The 17,909-nt window shown below is 72.3% G+C and carries 22 protein-coding genes; 6 read left to right on the top strand and 16 right to left on the bottom strand.

Annotation, left to right across the window (positions count from 1 at the left end; genetic code table 11):
• Positions 1–1,197: a cytochrome P450 gene (locus tag NMK44_RS34805; RefSeq protein WP_254750722.1), complete on the top strand. Its 1,197-nt coding sequence runs from the start codon at positions 1–3 to the stop codon at positions 1,195–1,197.
• A gap of 43 nt (positions 1,198–1,240) precedes the next feature.
• Here NMK44_RS34805 and NMK44_RS34810 read toward each other — a convergent pair whose 3' ends face one another.
• Complete coding sequence (locus tag NMK44_RS34810; RefSeq protein WP_254750724.1) at positions 1,241–1,690, bottom strand: 2-thiouracil desulfurase family protein; 450 nt, start codon at positions 1,688–1,690, stop codon at positions 1,241–1,243.
• A gap of 172 nt (positions 1,691–1,862) precedes the next feature.
• On the opposite strand from NMK44_RS34810, the gene NMK44_RS34815 reads away from it, so the two are divergent.
• The gene (locus tag NMK44_RS34815) at positions 1,863–2,924 is read left to right on the top strand and encodes an enoyl-CoA hydratase/isomerase family protein (protein ID WP_254750895.1); all 1,062 of its coding nucleotides are present in this window, start codon (positions 1,863–1,865) and stop codon (positions 2,922–2,924) included.
• 31 nt (positions 2,925–2,955) lie between these two features.
• Here the strand turns inward: NMK44_RS34815 and NMK44_RS34820 are convergent, their stop codons facing one another.
• Positions 2,956–3,438 carry a MarR family transcriptional regulator gene (locus NMK44_RS34820; RefSeq protein ID WP_254750726.1) on the bottom strand — a complete coding sequence of 161 codons (483 nt, stop codon included), beginning with the start codon at positions 3,436–3,438 and terminating at the stop codon, positions 2,956–2,958.
• Positions 3,439–3,488: 50 nt separating this feature from the next.
• Here NMK44_RS34820 and NMK44_RS34825 point away from each other — a divergent pair, with 50 nt between their 5' ends.
• Positions 3,489–3,917, top strand: a complete 429-nt coding sequence (locus NMK44_RS34825) for a nuclear transport factor 2 family protein (protein WP_254750728.1) — start codon at positions 3,489–3,491, stop codon at positions 3,915–3,917.
• A 24-nt stretch (positions 3,918–3,941) separates the two neighbouring features.
• Here the strand turns inward: NMK44_RS34825 and NMK44_RS34830 are convergent, their stop codons facing one another.
• The 3 genes from NMK44_RS34830 to pdxR all read right to left on the bottom strand — a co-directional run bounded on the left by NMK44_RS34830 (position 3,942) and on the right by pdxR (position 6,555).
• Positions 3,942–4,448, bottom strand: coding sequence for a tetratricopeptide repeat protein (locus NMK44_RS34830; RefSeq protein WP_254750730.1), 507 nt, complete (start codon positions 4,446–4,448; stop codon positions 3,942–3,944).
• A 35-nt stretch (positions 4,449–4,483) separates the two neighbouring features.
• Positions 4,484–4,978, bottom strand: a complete 495-nt coding sequence (locus NMK44_RS34835; RefSeq protein ID WP_254750897.1) for a protein-tyrosine phosphatase family protein — start codon at positions 4,976–4,978, stop codon at positions 4,484–4,486.
• A gap of 77 nt (positions 4,979–5,055) precedes the next feature.
• The gene (pdxR, locus tag NMK44_RS34840) at positions 5,056–6,555 is read right to left on the bottom strand and encodes a MocR-like pyridoxine biosynthesis transcription factor PdxR (protein ID WP_254750731.1); all 1,500 of its coding nucleotides are present in this window, start codon (positions 6,553–6,555) and stop codon (positions 5,056–5,058) included.
• Positions 6,556–6,584: 29 nt separating this feature from the next.
• Between pdxR and NMK44_RS34845 the strand changes: the two genes are divergently transcribed.
• Positions 6,585–7,196: a LysE family translocator gene (locus NMK44_RS34845; protein WP_254750733.1), complete on the top strand. Its 612-nt coding sequence runs from the start codon at positions 6,585–6,587 to the stop codon at positions 7,194–7,196.
• Positions 7,197–7,204: 8 nt separating this feature from the next.
• Positions 7,205–7,912 carry a B3/B4 domain-containing protein gene (locus tag NMK44_RS34850; RefSeq protein WP_254750735.1) on the top strand — a complete coding sequence of 236 codons (708 nt, stop codon included), beginning with the start codon at positions 7,205–7,207 and terminating at the stop codon, positions 7,910–7,912.
• On the opposite strand, the gene NMK44_RS34855 is transcribed toward NMK44_RS34850, so the two are convergent.
• The 9 genes from NMK44_RS34855 to glyA all read right to left on the bottom strand — a co-directional run bounded on the left by NMK44_RS34855 (position 7,875) and on the right by glyA (position 16,539).
• On the bottom strand, positions 7,875–8,345 hold the full coding sequence (locus NMK44_RS34855) for a hypothetical protein (protein ID WP_254750737.1): 471 nt from the start codon (positions 8,343–8,345) through the stop codon (positions 7,875–7,877). The two genes, NMK44_RS34850 and NMK44_RS34855, sit on opposite strands and share 38 nt — an antisense overlap.
• Positions 8,342–8,776, bottom strand: coding sequence for a MarR family winged helix-turn-helix transcriptional regulator (locus tag NMK44_RS34860; protein WP_254750739.1), 435 nt, complete (start codon positions 8,774–8,776; stop codon positions 8,342–8,344). The genes NMK44_RS34855 and NMK44_RS34860 overlap by 4 nt, the downstream gene beginning before the upstream one ends.
• A gap of 75 nt (positions 8,777–8,851) precedes the next feature.
• Positions 8,852–9,295, bottom strand: a complete 444-nt coding sequence (locus NMK44_RS34865; RefSeq protein WP_254750741.1) for a contact-dependent growth inhibition system immunity protein — start codon at positions 9,293–9,295, stop codon at positions 8,852–8,854.
• Positions 9,296–9,317: 22 nt separating this feature from the next.
• Positions 9,318–10,172 (bottom strand): formyltetrahydrofolate deformylase, encoded by an 855-nt coding sequence (gene purU, locus NMK44_RS34870; protein ID WP_254750743.1) that lies wholly within the window; start codon positions 10,170–10,172, stop codon positions 9,318–9,320.
• On the bottom strand, positions 10,169–10,759 hold the full coding sequence (locus tag NMK44_RS34875) for a sarcosine oxidase subunit gamma (protein WP_254750745.1): 591 nt from the start codon (positions 10,757–10,759) through the stop codon (positions 10,169–10,171). The genes purU and NMK44_RS34875 overlap by 4 nt, the downstream gene beginning before the upstream one ends.
• Positions 10,749–13,610, bottom strand: coding sequence for a 2Fe-2S iron-sulfur cluster-binding protein (locus NMK44_RS34880; RefSeq protein WP_374215385.1), 2,862 nt, complete (start codon positions 13,608–13,610; stop codon positions 10,749–10,751). Before NMK44_RS34880 ends, NMK44_RS34875 begins: the two co-directional genes overlap by 11 nt.
• On the bottom strand, positions 13,607–13,954 hold the full coding sequence (locus NMK44_RS42815) for a sarcosine oxidase subunit delta (protein ID WP_374215386.1): 348 nt from the start codon (positions 13,952–13,954) through the stop codon (positions 13,607–13,609). Before NMK44_RS42815 ends, NMK44_RS34880 begins: the two co-directional genes overlap by 4 nt.
• Positions 13,955–13,978: 24 nt before the next feature.
• Positions 13,979–15,226, bottom strand: coding sequence for a sarcosine oxidase subunit beta family protein (locus NMK44_RS34885; RefSeq protein WP_254750747.1), 1,248 nt, complete (start codon positions 15,224–15,226; stop codon positions 13,979–13,981).
• The gene (gene glyA / locus NMK44_RS34890; protein WP_254750749.1) at positions 15,223–16,539 is read right to left on the bottom strand and encodes a serine hydroxymethyltransferase; all 1,317 of its coding nucleotides are present in this window, start codon (positions 16,537–16,539) and stop codon (positions 15,223–15,225) included. Before glyA ends, NMK44_RS34885 begins: the two co-directional genes overlap by 4 nt.
• Positions 16,540–16,641: 102 nt before the next feature.
• On the opposite strand from glyA, the gene NMK44_RS34895 reads away from it, so the two are divergent.
• Positions 16,642–17,307, top strand: a complete 666-nt coding sequence (locus NMK44_RS34895) for a GntR family transcriptional regulator (protein WP_254750751.1) — start codon at positions 16,642–16,644, stop codon at positions 17,305–17,307.
• 51 nt (positions 17,308–17,358) lie between these two features.
• On the opposite strand, the gene NMK44_RS34900 is transcribed toward NMK44_RS34895, so the two are convergent.
• Entirely contained in the window at positions 17,359–17,514 is a 156-nt protein-coding gene (locus NMK44_RS34900) for a DUF6131 family protein (protein ID WP_254750753.1), read from the bottom strand.
• Between the two features lie 104 nt (positions 17,515–17,618).
• Entirely contained in the window at positions 17,619–17,882 is a 264-nt protein-coding gene (locus NMK44_RS34905; RefSeq protein WP_254750755.1) for a UBP-type zinc finger domain-containing protein, read from the bottom strand.
• Positions 17,883–17,909 lie beyond the last annotated feature (27 nt).

Here is a 17,909-nt window from a genome sequence, read left to right on the forward strand (position 1 = left end):
ATGAGCGCCTCACGCATCCCCGGGACCACCGGGGCCGGTGCTCCGGCCACCGCGGCGCAGCGGGGTCCGCTGCCGCCGTACCTGCCGCGGTGGCCGGTGCCCGGCCTGGTGCGGATCCTCGCCCCCACGGGTGACCGGCTGTGGCTGGTCACCCGGTTCGCCCTCGGCCGCCGGGTGCTGACGGACCCGGGCTTCAGCCGCGCCGCGGCGGTCGCGCCGCCGGCTCCCGCGGTCCATCCCCTGCGCCCCGATCCGGCCAGTCTGACCAGCCTCGACCCTCCCGCCCACAGCCGTTTGCGGGCCCTGGTCAACCGTGCGTTCGTCCCGCAGGCCATCGCCGCGCTGGAGGACGGCATCCGCGCGGAGGCCCGGGGACTGCTGCGGCGCGGCGGTCCGCGCGACCTCGTCCGCGACTACACCATGCCGCTGGCGGCGGCCACCATCTGCCGGATCCTCGGCGTCCCGGAAGCGGAACGGGACCGCTTCGCCGCTCTGGCCGACCTCGGCCATGCCCTGGTGCCGTGCACACCCCAGGAGTCCGCCGCCGCCCGTGCCGAACTGCACGAGCAGTTCGGCAGGTTGATCCGGCTGGCCCGCCGGGAGCCCGGCGGACATCTGCTCGGCGCCCTGGTGCGGGCCCATGACGAGGACCGTGCGCTGAGCGAAGCGGAACTGACCGCCCTGGTCGAACTCCTCCTCAACGCCGGGTACGAGACCACGATCGGGCAGACCGGTCTGGCGGTGCTGGCGCTGCTGGAGAGCCCCGGCGAGTGGCGCCGGCTGGTGGCGGACCCCGGTCTGATCCCCGGCGCGGTCGAGGAGCTGCTGCGCTTCGCCCCGGTGGTCCCCATCAGCTTCACCCGGCTGGCGCGTCAGGACACCGAGCTCGCCGGACAGCCGCTCCGGGCGGGGGAGGCGGTCCTGGTCTCCCTCCTGCACGCCAACTTCGACCTTCCCGACGACGGGTGCCCCGGAGTGCTGGACGTGCGGCGGCGTACCGCCCGCCACCTCAGCTTCGGGCACGGTCCGCATATCTGCCTCGGTGCCCGACTCGCCCGGCTCCAGCTACGGACGGCCCTGGAGGAGCTGGTGGCGGTGTGCCCCGGGCTGTCCCTGGACGCGGACCCGGCCGCCCTGCGCTGGCGGCCCCCGGAAGCCATCGTCCGGGGTCCGACGGCCCTCCCGGTGTCCTGGTAGCCGCCGGGGAGCGACCGGCGGGCGCCGGCCGGACGCGGCGTCCTCACACCCCGGGCGCGGGGCGTACGGCGATGCCATTGCGCTCCAGGAGCGCCGCGGTGACCCCGTCGCCCGGTGTCAGCTCCCCGGAGAACGAGCCGTCGTGGACCGCGCCCCGGCCGCACGACGGGCTGCGCGGCATCAGCAGGGCCTCGGTACAGCCGCTCCGCCGGGCGGTCTCGAGGGCGCGGTGCGCGCCGTCCACGAACGCGGCGGTGACATCGCGGCCGGTGTCCTCGACGACCCGTGCCGTACCGTCCAGGACGGCGTGGCCGTCGCCGCCCACCAGCTCGGCGGGGCGCCGCGGGGTGGTGAGCCCGCCCGCCACCTCCGGGCAGAAGGACACCACCTCGTGGCCGGCCACCGCCTCGTCCAGGGCGGACACCGCCTTGTGGCCCCCGTCATACCGGCAGGGCACTCCGCGCAGACACGCACTGACCAGGATTGCCGTCATTCCGCCAAGGCTAGCCGGGACCGGCCGGACCTGGGCAGTATGGCCCCGGAAAACGCGGCCACCGGCGCGGTCGTCCGCGCGTGGAGCGGCCGCGCCGCACCGTGGAAGGAATCGACGAGATCATGTGTTTCACCCCGTCCTGCGCACGGACCGCTCCGGCCGGGGCGACCCGATGACGGCGGCCGATGACGCGCAGGTGCTCCTGCGCACCGAAGGACACGCGGCCCGTCTGATCCTCAACCGCCCGAGCGCCCTCAACGCCCTGACCCACTCCATGGTCACCCGGATCGACGGGGCGCTGACCGCCTGGGAACGGGATCCGGCCGTGGAGACGGTGGTCATCACCGGTGCGGGCGAGCGCGGACTGTGCGCGGGCGGGGACGTGGTGGCCGTCCACGCGGATGCCCGTGCCGGGGGCACGGCGTCGGCGGATTTCTGGGCCGACGAGTACCGGCTCAACGCCCGGATCGCCCGGTTCCCCAAGCCGTATGTGGCGGTCATGGACGGCATCGTGATGGGCGGCGGGGTCGGGATCTCGGCGCACGGAAGCGTACGGATCGTCACCGAACGCTCCCGGGTCGCCATGCCCGAGACCGGTATCGGCTTCGTCCCCGATGTCGGCGGCACCCATCTGCTCGGCCGCGCCCCCGGTGAGCTCGGTACGCATCTGGCGCTGACGGGCCGGGCGGTGGGCGCGGGCGACGCGCTGCTGTGCGGGCTCGCCGACCACTTCGTACCGTCGGAGCGGGTGCCCGCGCTGCTGGCGGACCTCGCCCGGTCCTCGGTGGCCGAGGTGCTGCCGCGTTATGCGCGGCAGGCGCCGCCCGGTGAACTGGCCGCCCAGCGCGGGTGGATCGACGACGCGTACGCGCGCGGCACGGTGGAGGAGATCGTGGACCGGCTGCACGCCCTGCCCGGGGCCGCGGCGAAGGAGGCCGCCGAGACCCTGCTGTCCCGGTCCCCCACCGCGCTGAAGGTGACGTTGGTGGCGCTCCGCCGGGCCCGGTCCCTGGATTCGCTGGAGCGGGTGCTGGAGCAGGAGTACCGCGTCTCGTGTGCCGCGCTGTCCAGCCCGGACCTGGTGGAGGGGATCCGCGCCCAGCTGGTCGACAAGGACCGCGAGCCCCGGTGGTCCCCCGCCACTCTCGCCGAGGTGACGGACGAGGACGTGGCCGCGTTCTTCGCACCGCTGGGCGACCGCGAGCTGGGGTTCACGGCCACCGGCTCGCGGTAGCGGGCCCGCCGAGGTCACCCACGGCCGGCCGTCACCGCGGTGGGCGGATGTCCCGGCGGCGGACGGCGTCTCCGCCTCCCAGTTCGTCCAGTACCTCGGCCAGCAGTGCCCGGTGCTCGGCGAGCCGCCGGTCGCCGAAGCGGGCGGCCAGCCGTTCGTCGAGTGCCGCCCGCGCCGCGCGGGCGGCGTTCACCGCGGCGTGGCCGCGGTCGGTCAGCCGGACCCGGCGGACCCGGGCGTCCCGGTCGTCGGGGACCCGCTCCGCGTAGCCGAGGCGCTCGAGCTCGGCGACGGCCTTCGAGGCCCCCTGCTGGGTCATGTCCAGCGCGGTGGCGAGTTCACCGACGGTCGGCCGGTCGTCGATGAGGTGCTGGAAGACATAGCCGTGGGAGAACCGCGCGTCACCGAAGCCCTCGGCGGCCATCCGCTCCTGGATCAGATCGGAGGCGGCGAGGCCCACGAAGAGGGCGAGGGAGGCGGTGTCGAGCTGCTGGGGTTCCACGGGCTGCGGCATACCGCCATTCTCTATTTGACAACCTCGGTTGTGCAACTATGGTTGTCAATATGACCGGAATACCGCAACACCCCAATGTCGACATCGCCCTGCGCTACCACGAGGCGGTGTCCCGCTTCGCCGGCGGCGAGGAGCTCGCCGCCTTCCTCCACCCGGACATGGTTCACCACGAACTGCCGAACGCCCTGTTCCCCGAGGGTGCGGTACGCGATGTGGCAGGCATGGACGCGGCGGCCGAGGCAGGCCGCCGTGTGCTCCGCGAGCAGAGCTTCGAGGTGATCGGCGCGGTCGCCTCGGACGATCAGGTGGCCCTGGAGGTCCGCTGGACCGGAACGCTCGCGGTGTCCCGCGGTGACCTTCCGGCGGGCCATGTCCTGCGGGCCCACATCGCCACCTTCATCGACTTCCGCGACGGAAAGATCACCGGCCAGCGCAACTACGACTGCTACGAGCCGCTGGCTCCCGCGCCGGCCGCCTGACCCCGGCCCGCCCCGCCCCGGCCCTCAGACGGTTTCGTCGAGGTCCTGGGCGTAGTGGGCGATGGCCCGCCGGTAGCGCCGCACCGACGGGTCGTCGCTGGTCTCGGCGAGCAGGGTGAGCAGCAGCCGCATGGCGTCGTGGTGGTCGCCGGTGTTGTACAGGGCCATCGCCAGGAAGGTCCGGAACGCCCCGTCGTCCGGGTACTCCTCCGCGCCCCGGCGCAGGGTGTCCACCGCCTCGGCGTACCGGCCGAGCACCCGGAAGGTGCTGCCGAGCCCGAGGAGCGCGCCACGGCGGTCCTCGTCCGACAGACCCGGCCCGGCGAGGCCGCGCTCGTAGAAGGGGACGGCCTCGGCCTCCAGACCGAGCAGATCGTGGACCCAGGCCGTCTGGTACGCGATCTCGACGTCATCGGGGTACGCGGCGGCCAGCGCCACCAGCTCCCGCCGCGCCCGTTCATGTTCGCCCCGCGTACGCAACCCGACGGCCTCGGCCAGCAGTTCGTCGCGGTTCCCCGTCTCATCGCTCATGGCGGACATCCTCGCAGCCGCCGCCGGCCCGGCGCTCAGCCGGGGGCGGCGGCGGTGAAGCGGCGCACATAGCGTCGCTGCCACGGTGTCTCGACGGCGTGCCGGTCGTAGTGCCGCCGTACGAAGGCCACCGCCTCGGCGGGCGGAACCCCGTCGAGCACGGCGACGCAGGCCAGGGCGGTGCCCGTACGGCCCCGGCCGCCCCCGCAGGCGACCTCGACCCGTTCGTGCTCCGCACGCCGCCACACCTGCCTGAACAGGGTCTCGGCCCGGCCCCGGTCGCTGGGGAGCCGGAAGTCCGGCCAGCGGAGCCAGTCGGACTCCCAGGCCGTTTCCGGGGGTTGGGCGCCCAGCAGATACACCGCGTAGGCAGGCCGCGGCCCGTCGGGCAGGGGGTGGCGCAGACCCCGCCCGCGCACCAGACGGCCGGAGGGCAGCCGGAGGATCCCGGGGGCTCCGGGGTCCCACGGCGCGTCCGTCTTCTCATGCCCGTGGCCCGGGCGTCCGTGGTCGGACCCGCTCGACGGCATCATGTCCCCCTGACGCGCTCATGTGCTCTTCGATGGACTGTGTGCTGTGGGTGCAACCTATCCGACAACACGCCGCATCATCCCTGGTTTCGGCCCGTCCGGCCGCGCAGCGCGGCGCCGAGTGCCGCGATGCCCTCCACGATGTCGCCGGGCGGGGACGCCGCGTAGCCGAGGACGATCCCGGGTCGCCCGGGCCGCTGGCCGTACCAGGACAGCGGATGCGCCTTGACCCCCCGCGCGAACGCCGCGGCGGCGAGGGCGACATCGTCCACCCCGGGCGCGAGGGTGAGGGTGAGGTGCAGGCCGGCCGCCGCCCCGTGGACCACCGTGCCGGGCAGCTGATCGGCGATGGCCTTGATCATCACGTCCCGGCGCTGTACGTGGCGGCGGCGCAGCAGGCGCAACTGGCGCTCCAGCTCCCCGGAGTCCAGCAGTTCGGCCAGGACGAGCTGGGGCAGTACCGCGTTGCCGAGGTCGCTGTTGCGTTTGGCCAGGGCGAGGTCGCCGCGGTAGCGGGTGGGGGCGAGCAGCCAGCCCAGCCGCAGGGCGGGGGCGAGGAGCTTGGAGATGGATCCGGTGTAGAAGACGTGTTCCGGGAGGGCCGCGCGCAGCGCCGAGACGGGCGGGCGGTCGTACCGGTGCTCGGCGTCGTAGTCGTCCTCGATGATGAGGCCGCCGTCCTCGGCCCACCGTGAGAGCTGCCGGCGCCGCTCGCCGTGGAGCACCACTCCGGTGGGGAACTGGTGCGCGGGGGTGAGCACGACCGCCTTCGCCCCGGTGGCGCGCAGCTCCTCGACACAGACGCCGTCGCCGTCCACTCGGACCGGGGGTGTGTCCATGCCCCAGTAGTCCAGGTGCTGGCGGATGCCGAGCGAGCAGGGGTCCTCGACGGCGATACCGGTGATGCCGTCCTGGCGCAGCACATGGGCGATCAGGGACAGCGCCTGGGAGACACCGGCCACGATCATCACCTCGTCCGCGTCGACGCGGATCCCGCGGTTGAGCGCCAGCCACCGGGCGATGGACCGGCGGACGGCCGGAGCGCCGCTCGGATCGCTGTAGCCGAACGCGGACGGCTCCAGGGTGTTCAGCACGGTGCGTTCGGCGCGGAGCCAGGCCGCGCGCGGAAAGGCGGCCAAGTCCGGCAGACCGGGTGAGAGGTCGATGCGCGCGGGTGTGGTGCGCAGGCGGTCGAAGATGTCCGCGCCGGGCGGGGCGGGGCCGAACAGCGCCGACGAGGACGGTGGACCGGCCGGCGGCGGTTCGGGGCGGGGCAGCGCCGGGGCGGAGACCACGGTGGTGCCGCCGCGGCCGTTGCCGGTGACATGGCCCGCTTCGGCCAGCCGCTGATAGGCGTCGGTGACGACCCCGCGGGAGACACCGAGGTCGGCGGCCAGCCGCCGGCTCGCGGGCAGGGTGCTGCCCACCGGGAGGCGGCCGTCCGCGATGGCCAGGCGCAGCCGTTCGGCCAGCCACTGGGTCCGGCCCCGGACGGGGGCATCGCCGATGTCGAGTTGCAGGAAGTCGGCACCCGGCTCTTTGGACCTGTTGTCCGGGCCTTCTTTGGCTCTCCTCACCGGACCATTGTCTCAGGCAGGGTGGCCGTATGAGCATCGCCTTCCTCCTCACCACCCTGATCGTGGTGGCCACTCCGGGCACGGGGGTCGTCTACACCCTGTCGGCCGGGCTCTCGCAGGGCCGGCGGGCCAGTGTCGCGGCCGCGTTCGGCTGCACGCTCGGCACCGTTCCGCACGCGGCGGCCACCCTGCTGGGCCTGGCGGCCACACTGCACACCAACGCGGTGGCGTTCCAGGTGCTGAAGTACCTCGGGGTGGCCTATCTGCTGTACATGGCGTGGGCCACGCTGAGGGACCGTCAGTCGGTCGCCGTACCGGCCGGGTCCGGGCCGCGGTCCAGTGGCCGGGTGATCTCCTCCGCCGTTCTGATCAACCTGCTCAACCCCAAGCTGACCATGTTCTTCGTCGCCTTCCTCCCCCAGTTCGTGGCCGCCGACGACCCCCGGGCGCTGCCCCGTATGGCGCTGCTCAGTGGTGTTTTCATGCTGGCCACGTTCATGGTCTTCGCCGGGTACGGCGCCTTCGCCGCGGCGGTCCGCGATCAGGTGATCGCCCGCCCGAAGGTGCTGGCCTGGATCCGGCGGCTGTTCGCCGGGTCGTTCGTCGGTCTGAGTCTCAAGCTGGCCCTGGTCAACCCCTAAGGACATCCATGCGTTTCCTGTACTCCCCCGCGCTGTGGACCGGGCATCCGGAGCTGGTCTCCGGGGCCGTCCATGTCACCGGGATCACGGCCGACGCCGACCCCGGCGCGCTCGCCACGGCGGTCGCACGGCACACCGCCGTCGCGCGGACGCGGCTCCGGGACGGAACGGAGGGTGAGTTCCCCGAGATCCAGGCGTGGCGGCGGGCGTTCACCCGGATGGGGGTGAAACCCACGCAGTACCGGAACGCGGCGGAGGCGCTGCTGCGGCGCTACCGCAAGGAGGGGTCGCTGCCGTCGGTCCATCCGCTGGTGGATCTGTGCAACGCCGTCTCGGTCGCGTACGCCATCCCGGTCGGGGTCTTCGATCTGGGGTGTGTCACCGGCCCGTTGGAGGTCCGGCACGCCGTGGGCGATGAGGTGTTCCTGTCGTTCTCCGGCCGTACGGAACATCCGGACCCCGGGGAGGTGATCTTCGCCGATGGCTCGGGCCGTGCCCATGCGCGTCGCTGGACCCACCGGCAGAGCGGTCACTCCGTCGTCCGCGACACCACGGCTTCGGCCCTGATCGTCGCCGAGGCGCTGCACGACAGCGCCCCCGCGGATGTCGGCAAGCTCATCGCCACGGTGACCGCCGAACTGGCCGGCCTCTGGCCGGTGACACCCACGGCGGTGATCCTCACCCCGTCCGGCGGCCCGGCCGATCTGCCGGACTGAGCCGCGCGCCCCGTTCCTCGGACCGCCAGGGGAACGGGGTGAGATCCGGTTCGACCCAGCCGGTGCGGGCGCTCGGGGCCGCGAGCGTGGCGGACCGGTAGAACCGGGTGAGCAGGCGTTTGTCGAGCAGCGCCGGATTGCGCTCGGCGAAGGTGTCGAAGTCCTCGACCGGGGTGGTGGCCGTATGGTGGCCCACCAGCTCGACCCACGCCCGGCTGACGGTGACGTGGTACTTCTGCGGCGCACCGGCGTAACGGGCGGTGCGCCGGATGCCGTCGCTGACCAGGTCCACCGCGGCCACCACCCCGTGGCGCCGGACGGCGAGCCAGGTGAGGTGGATGTGCTGGCGATGGCCGAAGTGCTCGGCACCTGCCATCACCTCGCCCATCAACGCGTCGAACGCGGAGTCGGAGGCGGATCGGTCGGTGGTCATGACGACTCCTCGGTGAGGGCCCGCAGGACGGTGTGGAAGCCGGTGACCGCCTCGGGCGGCAACGCCCCGAGCGCGCGCTCCTCCAGCTCGGCGAGGGTCCGCCGGATGGTGGCGGCCGCCAGGCGGCCGGAGTCGGTGAGCTCGACGACCACGGCCCGGCGGTCCCCGGCACGCGGGCCCCGGGTGATGTGCCCACGGCGTTCGAGCCGGTCCAGCACGCTGGTCAGCGTGGTGGGACGGCTGCCCACGGCGGCACCCAGCTGCGACACCGTGCGCCCCCGCCCGTCGGCGAGGTTGGCCAGCGCGTTGATCTCCGAAGCGGTCAGCTCGAGGTCGGCCAGCTCCGCGGCGAGCACCTGGAGCGTGGCATGAGTGGCGCGCTGCAGGGCGAGCAGCACCGAGGGTTCCATGGGTACGGACTCTGACTTCACGATTTCGGATATTACGATTTCGTAGTACTGCGCACAAGTCCTTTCCGGATCCGCGGTGAGCGACACGCAACGGTGTCAGGGACAGGGGTGTGCGGCCGCCTCTTCGGGGGTGGTGGCCGCGCCCCGCGTGGCGAGGAAGTGCTGGGCGTCGCCCGTCAGATGGTCCTCCACCTCGGGCAGACCGGACACGATCGCCACCAGTTCCCCGACGAGGTCGGGGAGCACGGCCCAGACGCCGGGGTCGCAGCGCAGCACGACGGAGAGCAGGTCGCCCTCGTAGTAGCGGGCCTCGGCCAGCGGCTCGTCCCGCAGCACCTCGAGCGCCAGGGGCAGCAGGAAGGGCAGACCGACGTTCTGGGCGATCAGGGTGCGCAGGTCCTCGACGGTGAGCGCGCCCAGCTTGCGCCGACGCAGCGCGTGCACGGTCCGCACCAGTCCGGTGGCATTGTCCGGGGCGTCCGGCCAGCGGACGCCGTCCAGCTCTTCCAGGGTGCGGTCGCGGTGGAGGAGTCGGCTCATCGCGGCAGGGTACCGCCCGGTGTCAGTTGAAGATGACGGTGCGGTTGCCGTGCAGCAGCACCCGCCCCTGGCAGTGCCAGTTGACGGCGCGGGCCAGGGCCAGCCGTTCGGCGTCGCGGCCCACCGTGACCAGGTCGTCCGGGGTGGCACGGTGGTCCACCCGGATCACCTCCTGCTCGATGATCGGCCCTTCGTCGAGGTCGGCCGTGACGTAGTGGGCGGTGGCGCCCACGAACTTCACCCCGCGCCGGTACGCCTGGTGATAGGGCTTGGCACCCGCGAAGCTCGGCAGGAAGGAGTGGTGGATGTTGATCGCGCGGCCCTCCAGCCGCTTGCACAGATCGTCCGAGAGCACCTGCATATAGCGGGCCAGGACCACCAGGTCGGCCCGGTGTTCCTCGATCAGCTCCAGCAGTCGGGCCTCGGCCCGCGGCTTGGTGTCGGCGGTGACCGGCACATGTGCGTAGGGCACACCGGCGGCCTCCGCGGTCCCCGCGAGGTCCGGGTGGTTGGACACCACCAGCACCAGTTCCGCGTCCAGGGCACCACTGCGCCAGCGGTAGAGCAGATCCGCCAGACAGTGGTCGAAGCGGGACACCATCACCAGCACCCGGGGCCTGGTCCCGGCGTCCCAGAGCTGCCACTCCATGCCGAAGGACGCCGCCACCGGGGCGAAGGCGGTGTGCAGCCGGTCCAGGGTGAGGCCGGCGTCCTGCGCGGTGAACGCGGTGCGCAGGAAGACGGTTCCGTGCTCGGTGTCGTCGTACTGCTGGTGTTCGGTGATGTCACAGCCGTGCCGCACCAGGAACGAGGTCACGGCGTGGACGACGCCGGGGCGTTCGGAGCAGGTGAGGGTGAGCAGATAGCGGCCGCTCATACATCCCCCCGGTATTCCGTGCAGGCGTCGACCAGCCAGCTCGCCAGGTAACCGGCGAAGGACGAACGGACCAGCAGCCAGGCGCTGGACGCCGCCACTCCCCTGACCACGAGTGTCACCCCGGCCTGGGCGAGCAGAGTGGTGAGACAGGAGCCGACCGGGGTCACCCGCGGGTCCAGGTCGATGGCGCAGCCGCGGGCCAGCACCTCACGGGTGAGATGGCCGGAGAGGGCGAGGGTGGTGCGCTGGGCGGAGACATCGGTGACGGTGGCGAACGCGTCACCGATCGCCGCGCGCAGCCGCGTGACCAGGTCGTGGCCCTGGTCGGGCGGTGCCACCAGCAGCCATTCGTCGGGGCCCAGCCACAGGGCCTTCACCTCCCCGGACATATCCGCGCGCGAGGGACCGGGCAGGGCGATCCCCAGGGCGTCCTCGACGGCGCGGGCCGCCGGGCTGCCGGGTTCCACCCGCAGCGAGAGCTGGGTCAGGAAGGGGATCTCCCTGATGGCCAGGGACTCGGGCAGCCGGTCGAAGGTGTTCTGCCACCCGTCCAGCGGGCTGGAGCGTACGGGCGTCTCAACCGTCACGGCGAGCTCCCTCCTTGTCGAAGAGCACGGGCTCGGACACGGTCACCGGTACGGTCTCGCCGTCCAGCGGGACGTAGAGGGTCTCGCCGATCCGCCGGGTGCCCGAGCGCACCAGCGCCAGGGCGAAGGTCCGGCCCAGGGCGTCGCTGCGGTAGCTGGAGGTGATGTGTCCGAGCATCGGCACCGGTGGTGCGGGGACGGTGCTGGTGGCGATGATCTGGGCGCCCTCCGGCAGCAGCCTCCGCTCATCGGCGGGCAGCAGTGCCACCAGCTCCTTGCGGTCGGTGCGCTGGTTCTCCGGCCGGGCGAAGGAGCGCTTGCCCATGAAGTCGGCCTTCTTCCTGGACACCACCCAGGACATGCCGAGATCCTGCGGGGTGACGGTGCCGTCGGTGTCCTGGCCGATGATGGGGTACGCCTTCTCGGCGCGCAGCACGTGCATGGTCTCGGTGCCGTAGGTGGTCAGACCGAACGGGGCGCCGGCCGTGTACAGCGCCCGCCAGACCGCGAGGCCGTCCCACGCGGGCACGTTGATCTCGTAGGCGAGTTCACCGGAGAAGCTGATCCGGCAGACGCGGGCCGCGGCACCGGCCACGGTGGTGTCGCGCCAGGACATGAACGGGAAGGCGTCGTTGCCGACGTCGAGTCCAGGGGCGACCGAGGCCAGCACCTCCCGGGAGCGCGGCCCGACCAGGGGGATGGTCACCCAGTGTTCGGTGACGGAGGTGAGGTGCACCCGCAGCTCCGGCCACTCGGTCTGCAGCCACTCCTCCATCCACTCCAGCACCCTGGCGGCGTTCCCGGTGGTGGTGGTCAGGAGGAACTCCTCCTCCGCCAGCCGGATCACGGTGCCGTCGTCCATGGCCATACCGTCGACCCCGCACATCACGCCGTAGCGGATCCGGCCGGGCTTCAGGGTGCTCATCAGGTTGGTGTAGAGCCGGTCCAGCAGCACCCCGGCGTCCGGACCCTGGACATCGATCTTCCCCAGGGTCGAACCGTCCATCATGGCCACGCCCTCGCGCGCCGCACGGCATTCCCGCTGCACGGCATCGTCCATGGACTCCCCCTCACGGGGGTAGTACCAGGGGCGCTTCCACTGGCCGACGTCCTCGAACAGCGCGCCGTGCTCGACGTGCCAGGGGTGCAGCGCGGTGACGCGGACGGGGTCGAACAGCTCACCCCGGTTGCGCCCGGCGAACGCGGCGAAGGCCACCGGCACGGCGGGCGGCCGGAATCGGGTGGTGCCCAGGTCGGCGATGTCCACACCCAGGGCCTCGGCGACGATGCCGGAGGTCATCACACCCGAGGTACGGCCCTGGTCATGGGCGGTGCCGATGGTGGTGTAGCGCTTGACGTGCTCGACCGACCGCAGCCCGGCGCCGGTGGCCCGCAGCACATCCGTCACCAGGGCATCGCGCTGGAGGTCGACGAACTGGTGGGAGCCGTCGGGCGTGTCCTGCGGACTGGGCACCCGCCACAGCACCCGGCCGGGCGCGGCGGGCGCGGTGGCGGCCACCGCCGGGAGCGGGGCCGGGGACACGGAGCGCTCCAGCGCCGCCAGCGCGTCCGCGACGGCGTCCACCCCGTCGGCCAGACATCCGGCGAGGGTGGTGGTGCCACGGGCCGCACCGGCGGTCCGCACGGTCGGCAGCGCGCCCGCGGGGACGAACGCGCCCGGCTCCGGGTCGTACACCAACGGACCACCGGCCTGGCTGAACAGGGCGACGGCCGGGTTCCAGCCGCCGCAGACCAGCAGCAGATCGCAGTCGACGCCCTGGCGTTCGCCCAGTGCGCCGTCGGCGAAGGGGGCGACATGGGCGCGGGAGATCCGGTCGATCCCGCTGGTGCCCGTCACCACATGGCCGGGGCGCACCTCGATACCGCGCTCGGCGCAGGCGGCCAGCAGATGCGCGGCCACGCTCTCGCGCGCGTCGATGACCGCGGCGATGCGCATCCCGGCGTCCGCCAGGTCCAGGGCGGCGCGGTAGGCGGAGTCGTCGGTGGTGAACACCACGGCCCGCCGCCCGGCCAGCACACCGAAGCGGCCCAGGTAGGTGCGGGCGGAACCGGCGAGCATGATGCCGGGGCGGTCGTTGTCGTCGAAGGCCACGGGCCGCTCGTAGGCCCCGGTGGCGTAGACGACCTGACGGGCCCGGATCCGCCAGATCCGCTGCCGGGAGACATGGGCGGGCGCGGCGGCGCCGAGGTGGTCGGTGCGCTTCTCCAGGGCGAGCACCAGACCGTCGTCGTAGTGGCCGAACGCGGTGGTGCGGCTGAGCACCGTGACGTCGGGGCAGGCGGCCAGCTCGTCGATGACGGCCGTGGCCCAGGCGGTCGCCGGGGCGCCGTCCAGGGTCTCCGCCCCGCCGAGCAGCGAACCGCCGGGGAGGGGCAGTTCGTCCGCCAGGACCACCCGGGCGCCGGAGCGGGCGGCGGTGAGCGCCGCGGTGAGTCCGGCCGGTCCGGCACCGACGACCAGGACGTCGCAGTGGGCGTGCAGGGTGTCGTAGCGGGCCGGGTCCGGCTGGTCGCTCAGTCTGCCCTGACCGCCCAGGCCCCGCGCCACCAGCCCGTCGTAGAGCTCCACGGTGGTAGCGGTGAGCATCGGTTCGGGGAACGGCGCCTCGATCTGGACCAGCGCGTTGGGCTCCTCCACCCCGGCGGCCATGATGCCTCGCGGCCTGCCGTACTTGATGCCGGTGGCCACCCGGTGCACCCCGCTCGCCAGCAGCGCGGAGGCGAGGGTGTCCCCCGGGTGTCCGGTGTACCTCACACCGTCGAAGACGAAGGACAGGGTGGTGCCGCGGTCGAGGTGGCCGTGGTCCGCGGTGCGGTAGGTGTCGCTCATGAGGTGGCCTCCTGGCCCTGCCGCGGCTGTGCGCCGGGGGCGGTGCGGTGGGTGGCGGGGGCGGTGCCGGGGACCGGCGGGGGCGGGTCACCCACGCGGTAGACCGCGAGGAACTCATGGGTGACCGTGTCGCGCAGGGCGTTGAACCAGCGGCGGCATCCGGCGGCGTGTGCCCAGCGCTCGGCGAACGGGCCCTTGGGGTTGTCGCGGAAGAACACGTACCGGGCCCACTGCTCGTCGTCCAGGGCGTGGGGGTCCTCGGGGTGGGCGACGTGTGCCTGTCCGCCGTAGTGGAACTCGGCCTCCTCGCGCGCGCCGCACCAGGGGCACTCGATGAGCTGCATGGAATCTCCTCGATCCGGCGGTCGTCAGTGGGCGACGGCGGCGGCGCCGTGTTCGTCGATCAGGGCGCCGGTGGTGAACCGGGACAGCGTGAAGGGCGCGTTGTAGGGGTGGGGTTCACCGGTGGCGACGGTGTGCGCGAAACACCAGCCGACCCCCGGGGTGGCCTTGAAACCGCCGGTGCCCCAGCCGCAGTTGAGGTAGAGGTCGCGGACCGGGGTCAGTCCGACGATGGGCGAGGCGTCCGGGGTGACGTCCACGATCCCGGCCCAGGTGCGCAGCATGTGGGCGCGGGCGAACACGGGGAAGAGTTCGAGCGCGGCGGCCATCTGGCGTTCGATGATGTGGAAGGCACCACGCTGGCCGTAGCCGTTGTAGGAGTCGATGCCCGCGCCCATGACGAGTTCGCCCTTGTGCGCCTGGGAGACGTAGACATGCACCGCGTTGGACATCACGACCGTGGGGTGCACCGGCTCAAGCAGTTCGGAGACCAGCGCCTGCAGCGGATGGCTCTGCAACGGCAGGCGCAGCCCGGCCATGGCTCCCAGCACGGAGGAGTGTCCGGCGGCGGCGAGCGCCACCTTCCCGGCGGCGATCCGGCCGCGGGTGGTGCGCACGCCCGTCACCCGGCCGTCGCTGATGTCGATGCCGGTGACCTCGCAGTCCTGGATGAGGTCGATGCCCAGGTCATTGGCGCGGCGGGCGAACCCCCAGGCCACGTAGTCGTGTTTGGCGATACCCGCGCGGGGCTGGTACGTGGCACCGTGCACCGGGTAGCGGACGTCGGAGGAGACATTGACGATCGGGCAGACCTTGGCCACCTCGTCGGGCTCCAGCCATTCGGCGTCGATACCGTTGAGCTGGTTGGCGTGGACCCGGCGCCTGCTGTCCCGTACGTCCTGGAGGCTGTGCGCGAGGTTGAGCACTCCGCGCTGGCTGAAGAGGATGGGGTAGTCGAGCTCCTCCTCCAGGGTCTCCCACAGCTTCAGGGAGTGCTCGTAGATGCCGGAGCTCTCGTCCCAGAGGTAGTTGGAACGGATGATGGTGGTGTTGCGGGCCATGTTGCCACCGGCCAGCCAGCCCTTCTCCAGTACGGCGATATTGGTGATGCCGTGGTTCTTCGCCAGGTAGTAGGCGGTGGCCAGACCGTGTCCGCCGCCCCCGACGACCACCACGTCGTAGGAGGGTTTGGGGTCGGGGTTGCGCCACAGGAAGTCCGGGTGGTCGGGCAGCACGTCCCCGGGGGTGTGCGGGGTGTTCGCGTAGGTCGTCACGCGTCGGCCTCCTGGGCGGGGTAGAGCGGGAAGCGGTCGGCGAGGACCTGGACCCGCTTGCGCAGCGCGGCGGAGATCTGCGCGTCGAAACCGGGCAGGAACGCGGTGGCGATGATGTCGGCCACCTCGTGGAACTCCGCCGCGCCGAAGCCGCGGGCGGCGAGCGCCGGAGTGCCGATCCGTACTCCGGAGCTGATCATCGGCGGACGGGGGTCGAAGGGCACGGCGTTGCGGTTGACGGTGATGCCCACCTGGTGCAGCCGGTCCTCGGCCTGCTGTCCGTCCAGTGCGGAGTGGCGCAGGTCCACCAGGACCAGGTGTACGTCCGTGCCACCGGTCAGCACGCTCACCCCGGCGGCCCTGGTGTCCTCGGCCAGCAGCCGCGCGGCGAGGATCGAGGCGCCTTCCAGGGTGCGCCGCTGGCGTTCGGCGAACTCGGGCCGGGCCGCCATCCCGAACGCGACCGCCTTGGCCGCGATGACATGCTCCAGCGGACCGCCCTGCTGACCGGGGAAGACCGCCGAGTTGATCTTCTTGGCCAGCTCCCGGGTGGAGAGGATCACTCCGCCGCGCGGACCGCCGAGTGTCTTGTGGGTCGTGGTGGTCACCACATGGGCGTGCGGCACGGGCGAGGGGTGCAGTCCCGCCGCCACCAGACCCGCGAAATGGGCCATGTCCACCATCAGATGGGCGCCGACCTCGTCCGCGATGGCGCGGAAGGCGGCGAAGTCCAGATGGCGCGGATACGCGGACCACCCGGCCACGATCAGTTTCGGCCGGTGTTCCCGGGCCAGCTCGCGGACCCGCTCCATGTCGACGCGGTGGTCGTCCTCATCCACCTGGTAGGCGGCCACCCGGTACAGCCGCCCGGAGAAGTTGATCCGCATCCCGTGGGTGAGATGGCCGCCGTGCGCCAGATCGAGTCCCAGGATGGTGTCACCGGGCTCCAGCAGTGCCGCCATGACAGCCGCGTTGGCCTGTGCGCCCGAATGCGGCTGGACATTGGCCGCCTCGGCGCCGAACAGCTCCTTCACCCGCTCGATCGCGAGCCGTTCGATGACGTCCACGTGCTCGCAGCCGCCGTAGTAGCGGCGGCCGGGGTAGCCCTCGGCGTATTTGTTGGTGAGCACCGAGCCCTGCGCCTGCATCACGGCGAGCGGGGCGAAGTTCTCGCTGGCGATCATCTCCAGCGTCCCGCGCTGGCGGGCCAGCTCCGCCCCGATCGCGGCGTGGACCTCGGGGTCGGCGTCATGGAGCGGTTCGGAGAGCGCCGCGGAGCGAGCCACTCGCCGGTCGGGGATGGCGGCAGTCATGAGAACTCCCTCGGGGACCGAAGAGAAGTGCGACTGATATATCAGTTGGCTGTTGAGGTACCGTAGGAGTGCGCTTCCGGGTACGTCAAGGGAGGGATCCGGGTGACTTCACCATCCGTCGCGGGCCAGACCGGCCAGAGCCTGGCCGACCGCGCCTACCAGGCGATTTCCGAGCGTCTCGTCACCCTGGGCATCCGGCCCGGCGAGCCCGTCAACGACGAGCGGATCGCCGCCGAGCTCGGCTTCGGCCGCACCCCGGTGCGCGAGGCGCTCAAGCGTCTGGAGACCGAGCGGCTGATCGTCGCCTACCCCCGCCGCGGCACCTTCGCCACCGAGGTCCAGATCGCCGACCTCGGCCATATCTCCGAGGTCCGCCAGCAGCTCGAACCGCTCGCCGCCGCCCTCGCGGCCGAGCGCGCCACCGAGCGCGACCGCGCCGGACTCGGTGAGCTGCTGACCCGGCTGGAGAACGAGAGCCACGCCACCGCGGACGGCGGCGCGGATCTGATCCGGCTGGACATGGCCGTCCACCGGGCGCTCTACGCCACCACCTACAACCCGTACCTCCAGGACACCCTGATCCGCTACGACAACCTGGCCACCCGTATCTGGTGCCTGTTCATCGACCGGCTGCCGGGGCTGGCCGGGCATGTACGCGAGCACGGCCCGCTGCTGCGCGCCGTCATCGACGGCGATCCGCAGAAGGCCGCCGCCCTCGCCTCCGGCCATGTGGAAGGGTTCGAAACGGCCATCCGCGGAATCATCTGACCCCGCGCCATACCGGACGCGCTGTCCGGACAACCACCGGCGTCGAGGCCGCTACCAGTAGTGCCGACGGCCGCCCACGGCGTGGCCCATGGCGCCGAGCACCCACAGGATCGCGCCGATGACCAGCAGGATGATCCCGATGGTCCACAGGATGGAAACGCCGGTCAGCGCGCCGATGATGAGAAGAATGAGCCCGAGGACAATCATGTGCGTCCTCCGATCTTCGGGGAATCCCTCCTCACCTCCACTATCGTCCCGGTCGGCACCCCCCGCCAGCGGGCTCCCGCCCGCCACCCGGCCGTCGCCGCCCGTCAGACCAGTGCCTCGTGGGCGAAGCACCACCGCCACTCCTCCCCCGGCTCCAGGGGTTCGACGATGGGGTGCTGCTCGGCGTAGGCGTGCGCGCGGGCGTGCTTCAGCGGCGAGGAGTCGCAGCAGCCGACGTGTCCGCAGGTGAGGCAGAGCCGCAGATGGACCCAGGGGGAGCCCATCCGCAGGCATTCCTCACATCCCTCGGGGGTGCGCGGGGTGACCTCGCGCACCATGCTCAGATGCGGATCGGATTCGCTGGTCATGACGCGTTCACCTCTTCTCCTGCGGCC

The sequence above is a fragment of the Streptomyces cucumeris genome (genome assembly GCF_024295805.1).
Classification (GTDB): domain Bacteria; phylum Actinomycetota; class Actinomycetes; order Streptomycetales; family Streptomycetaceae; genus Streptomyces; species Streptomyces cucumeris.